Annotated in this window: 5 protein-coding genes; 3 read left to right on the top strand and 2 right to left on the bottom strand. The window is 45.0% G+C overall.

Features of this window, described 5'->3' with window-relative positions:
• The coding region (locus A3761_RS20655) for a M48 family metallopeptidase (protein ID WP_156491994.1) at positions 1–634 on the top strand (634 nt) is incomplete at its 5' end.
• 11 nt (positions 635–645) lie between these two features.
• On the opposite strand, the gene A3761_RS20650 is transcribed toward A3761_RS20655, so the two are convergent.
• On the bottom strand, positions 646–1,971 hold the full coding sequence (locus tag A3761_RS20650) for an MATE family efflux transporter (RefSeq protein WP_068509662.1): 1,326 nt from the start codon (positions 1,969–1,971) through the stop codon (positions 646–648).
• Between the two features lie 180 nt (positions 1,972–2,151).
• Between A3761_RS20650 and hisC the strand changes: the two genes are divergently transcribed.
• The gene (hisC, locus tag A3761_RS20645) at positions 2,152–3,219 is read left to right on the top strand and encodes a histidinol-phosphate transaminase (protein ID WP_068509665.1); all 1,068 of its coding nucleotides are present in this window, start codon (positions 2,152–2,154) and stop codon (positions 3,217–3,219) included.
• A 232-nt stretch (positions 3,220–3,451) separates the two neighbouring features.
• Here hisC and orn read toward each other — a convergent pair whose 3' ends face one another.
• Positions 3,452–4,009, bottom strand: coding sequence for an oligoribonuclease (orn, locus tag A3761_RS20640; RefSeq protein WP_068509667.1), 558 nt, complete (start codon positions 4,007–4,009; stop codon positions 3,452–3,454).
• A gap of 135 nt (positions 4,010–4,144) precedes the next feature.
• Between orn and rsgA the strand changes: the two genes are divergently transcribed.
• Positions 4,145–5,194, top strand: coding sequence for a small ribosomal subunit biogenesis GTPase RsgA (gene rsgA / locus A3761_RS20635; RefSeq protein ID WP_068553429.1), 1,050 nt, complete (start codon positions 4,145–4,147; stop codon positions 5,192–5,194).
• Positions 5,195–5,261: the final 67 nt, after the last annotated feature.

Below are 5,261 nucleotides of genomic sequence, written 5' to 3'. Positions count from 1 at the left end.
AAGCAGTGAATTAGCTGAAGAAGAGCGCGACTCCTTAAGGCAGGCCTTTAATCGCATCGCCGACGAGCTGACAAAGATTGAAGGCCTTGAGCTCATTCCAATGAAAATCGAGTTCCGCAAAAGCGAGTCCATCGGTGCGAATGCTTTTGCACTTCCATCAGGAACCATTATTTTTACCGATGAGATGGTCAAACTCGCAGAGAACCAAGAGCAGCTGGAAACGATCATGCTGCATGAAATTGGACATATCGCTCACCGGCATAGTCTGAGAAGACTGATACAGCAATCCAGCCTAGCCCTATTCATCGTTATCGTAACTGGCGATATTTCAACCACCAGCCAAGCAATTCTTGCCTTACCTGGTGTTCTTCTGCAAGCAGGCTATTCCCAAAAAATGGAGCTCGAGGCTGATGATTTTGCGCTGAAACATTTACAAGAGTTTGGCTTACATCCTGAGGATTTTATTACCTTAATGGAGAACTTAGAATCCCAAGAAAAAGACCAAGGTGCAAACGAGCCCGAAGAAAACATAGGTAGCGTGGAGCCAAAACAAGAATCTGAAATACAGGGCTATTTTTCAAGCCACCCAAGCACGTCAGAGCGGCTAGAACGATTTAGAAATCACCGTCATTGAAGCGCTAAACACTAAAGCTTAGCGCCTCCCCATTTCCCTCTATGCCAGTGAATACCGTAAACAAAACCTTGGCCCAGGCGAGAGAAAGAAAACAAAAGCCAAATCACCAGCAAGGGCGGCTCAAAATAAACTACTGCGATAAGACCTAAAGGAAAGAACACAGCCCATTGAGAAAGCATACTTGTCTTCAAGACTACTTTTACGTCACCACTTCCCAGCAAGGCGTTCATAAGAATCACACCGATAACATCGATAAATATTAAAGCCCCCGTCACCTGCAAAGGTAAGCGAGCCGCGTCAATGGTAGCCGTATCTGAAGTGAAAAAGCGCAAGATAAGCTCTGCATTGAAGGCTAATAACATACCGAGTATCAAGGTTATCCCTCCGCCAATTTTGGCAACATCATAGGCCCAGAGTTTAGCCTTCACCTTGTCTCGTTCACCTAAGCTTGTACCTACCAGCGTTGCAGCGGCCATACCAAAACCAAAGCCTGGCAAAATACATAACATCAGAATATTGATGAGTATATTTAAAGCGGCAACTTCACTAACGCCTATTTTACCCACCATCCAAAACAAGCTGATCATACCAATCGCAATTAACAGCTGCTGAAAACCTGCTGGAATGGTGAGTCTAAAGACGCTAGCAAGATCACTTAAGCTTGGTTTTATACGGAATAATTTTAACGACTCCAGCTTGAAGAAGCCCAAACAAAAATACAGAACAGAACCAACGCCCATGGCAATGGTACTCGCCCAAGCCGCACCATCAGTCCCCATAGCGGCGAAACCAAGGTGACCGAAAATCAATATATAGTTCAGAATAATATTTAGTACATGAATAAACACTAGCGACAACATGTAATACTTTGGCTGACTAATGCCATTAAAGTAACCGCGAAAGGCGTAATTCACCCCCATGAAAACCGTCGCGAGGACTCTGATCTCCCAATAAGAGCTACCTAATTCAGCGACTTCGGTATCGGCATTAAGATATGGAAAAATAGAAGGTATATAAGGATAAATTAAAGCTGTCAGAAGGCTGCCAAATATTACGGCGATCATCACACCTGCAAATAGCGACACCCCAGCTTGCTCGATTTTCTTCTCACCCAAACGACGAGAGGCAACAGCTTGAACACCGCTAGACAGCCCCAGAACCATGGCGCTTGAAACGAAGGCTGCAAAACTCCCTGTTCCTACTGCGGCTAAGGCACTAGCCCCCAGATGACCGACCATTGCGACATCGACGATATTCAGTATATTTTGCGAGATCATACCGCCAATAATAGGCAGAGAAAGTAAAAAAATTAGTTGAAAGCGGTCTAGGGTGATCATTATCGTTCTTATTGTATTTGCTTAATAAGCGCATAATATTTGCACCCCCCCCACACTCGAAACCAGGCTTAAAAATGATTTAGATAATTTCATTCTTGGCGATTAAGCCGGTATTCGGTAAAGTAAGCAGTAATCTAAATTCGCCCTCGCGATATCAGTTTTCAATTTAAGAGAGTTATTATGAGTCAGTTCTGGAGCCCCATCGTTCACAAGCTCACCCCTTACGTTCCAGGTGAGCAACCTAAGGTTTCCAATCTTATTAAGCTCAATACTAACGAGAACCCTTATGGCCCCTCTGACAAAGTTCTCTCGGCCCTGAAGGCTGAAGCGTCTGATTCTCTTCGTTTATATCCTGATCCAAATGCCAGTGAGTTGAAAAGTGCGATAGCCGAATATTACGACCTTGAAGTCGAGCAGGTTTTCGTCGGTAACGGCTCAGATGAGGTGCTAGCACATACCTTTATGGGCTTGCTATCAAATGGTAAGCCGCTACTCTACCCCGATATTACTTATAGTTTTTATCCGGTTTATTGCAGCTTATACGAAATTGAACCTAAGACTCTTCCACTTAGTGAACGGTTTGAAATAGAGCTTAGCGACTACCCAACAGATAATGGCGGCATCATCTTCCCTAACCCTAATGCACCAACCGGTCGTGTATTGCCATTAGACGAAATCGAAGCTCTGCTGAAAAGGAATACTGAATCAGTGGTCGTCGTGGATGAGGCTTATATCGATTTTGGTGGTGAAAGTGCCGTTGCGCTCGTCAATAAGTATCCCAATTTATTGGTTATTCAGACCTTTTCTAAATCTCGTTCTTTGGCGGGCTTACGTGTCGGTTTTGCCATTGGGCATAAAGACTTGATCGATGGCCTTGAGCGAGTGAAGAACAGCTTCAACTCCTATCCGCTTGACCGCTTTGCAATCAAAGGCGCATCGGAAGCGATTAAAGATAAAGCTTATTTTCAAGCCTGCTGCGATAAGACCATTGAAACGCGTGATTGGCTAACACTAGAGCTCGAGAACTTGGGTTTTGAAGTCATGCCTTCTGCGGCAAACTTTGTGCTCGCCAAGCACCTAGATATTGAAGCTGAAGCTCTCGCTGCTGGTTTGCGTGAACAATCGATTATCATTCGCCACTTCAAACAGCCACGCATTAAAGATTATCTTCGGATTAGTATTGGTACACCTGAAGAATGCCAGGCACTGATTGCAGGACTTAAGCGCCTAATCGTGGGATCAGAGTAAAAATAGCTTTTTTTACTCTGACCCGAATGGCACTTACTTAAGCTGAATTGCACCCATTTTACAGGGAAATATTATTCCTCTTTGCAGCGAAGCGCTCCGTGCCCTCTGTGGTTAAGAGGGCTTAATCCTAAAGATCAAAACCCCAAAAACGAACCCACCACAGAGGACACAGAGCGGCCGGAGGCCTGCACGGAGAAACCAAAAGAAGGGTTCTTAAAGGAGTGGCACTTACTTAGGCTTTAATAAAGTGCTCCCGGTAATATTTTAGCTCTTCAATCGAATCTCGAATATCATCAAGTGCCAGGTGAGTACCTTGTTTTTTTAAGCCTGATTGAATCTCTGGTTTCCAGCGCCTAACTAGCTCTTTCAATGTACTGACATCCAGGTTCCGGTAATGAAAGAAGGCTTCTAGCTCCGGCATATACTTCACCAAGAAGCGCCGATCCTGACCAATGGTATTTCCGCAAATTGGCGAGCAGCCCTTATCTACATATTGCTTCAAGAACTCTATCGTATCTTGTTCTGCTTCTCTCTCGGAAGTATTGCTGGCTTTAACCCGAGCAGTCAGACCATTTTCACCATGTGTTTTGGTACACCATTCATCCATAGAGTCCATCAATTCGTCACTTTGGTGAATCGCGATAACCGGCCCTTCCGCCAGGGTATTTAGCTGTGAGTCGGTCACAATCGTAGCGATCTCGATAATGCGCTCTTGTTCAGGATCCAAGCCGGTCATTTCTAGGTCGATCCAGATAAGGTTGTCTTTATGTTTCGCGGGGCTGTCGGTCATCAAAATAGTCCTATGATTAATGCTGGTGCTTGGCAGCTAAAGATAATCACTATATTCGATATAAACAAGCTTCTGGAATACTTTTACTGCTAGAATAGCGCCATTGGTTCTTTTCCTAGCGATTCATCGGAGCTTATGAGCAAACGTAAACTGAATAGACGGCAGCAATGGCGTATCGAAAAAATACAAGCTGAGAAAGCCGCACGTGCCGACCGCAAAGACAAAAAGCTAGGGCAAGAATATGCAGCAAGCGATTTAGGTGAAGAACAAAAAGGCCTGGTCATCGCGCACTATGGCCAACTGCTCGATATCGAACCCAGCGAAATTTGCGAAGGCGAAACAGAAAAACTTGTTCATCGCTGCCATGTCAGAGCAAATGTCGATGCTTTAGTCACCGGTGATGAAGTCGTCTGGCGCCCCGGCAAAGACCAAAGCGGTGTGATCGAAACACGCCTAGAACGCCACAGTTTACTGCAACGCCCAGACAACTATGGGCTGCTCAAACCCGTAGCCGCCAATATCGACCGTATTATTATTGTTGTCGCCACTGAACCCACACCCTACGCTAATCTAATTGATCGTTATCTGGTGGCCGCTGAAACTCTCGACATCAAGCCTGCCATACTGTTTAACAAAAGCGACTTGATTAATGATAATAACCGCGCTCAGATAGAAAAACTCTGCCAAAGCTATGAAGCACTTGGCTATGAAGTACTCAAGACCTCAGCCAATGAAGTCGAGCATTGTGAGTCCACCTTATTCGACTGGCTAAAAAACTACACCAGCGTCTTCGTTGGCCAATCCGGTGTCGGCAAGTCTTCACTGATTCGTAGTATTCTGGGTGATCAGAGCATTAAAGTCGGCGCGCTTTCGGAAGTATCCCGTAAAGGTACTCACACCACGACGACAGCCAAGCTTTTTCATATTCCGGGTGGCGGTAGAATTGTTGACTCACCGGGCATACGAGAATTCGGCTTATGGCATATCAATGAGCAAGAACTGTTGGAAGGTTTTATCGAACTCAGGCCGCATATTGGCTACTGCCGTTTTCGTGACTGCAAACATAATAATGAGCCCAAGTGCGCGATCCTTGACGCCTACGACAAAGGTGAGATTAGTGAAGAGCGCATGAATAGTTACCGCAGAATTAGAGAAACACTCGGCGACAAAGAAACCTACCAATAATACTCAGCCATTAATTGCCTGCATTATTAAAAATCCAATCTATACTCTAGTCATAGTGAGCTATTTT

The organism is Oleiphilus sp. HI0123, from assembly GCF_001635315.1.
The sequence above is the reverse complement of the archived record's forward strand: the minus strand, read 5'-3'. Positions and strand labels throughout refer to the sequence as shown.

Bases quoted from the DNA above. Each gene is read 5' to 3' on its own strand.
- A3761_RS20650 (WP_068509662.1), bottom strand. From the start codon at position 1,971: ATGATCACCCTAGACCGCTTTCAACTAATTTTTTTACTTTCTCTGCCT.
- hisC (WP_068509665.1), top strand. From the start codon at position 2,152: ATGAGTCAGTTCTGGAGCCCCATCGTTCACAAGCTCACCCCTTACGTT.
- orn (WP_068509667.1), bottom strand. From the start codon at position 4,009: ATGACCGACAGCCCCGCGAAACATAAAGACAACCTTATCTGGATCGAC.
- rsgA (WP_068553429.1), top strand. From the start codon at position 4,145: ATGAGCAAACGTAAACTGAATAGACGGCAGCAATGGCGTATCGAAAAA.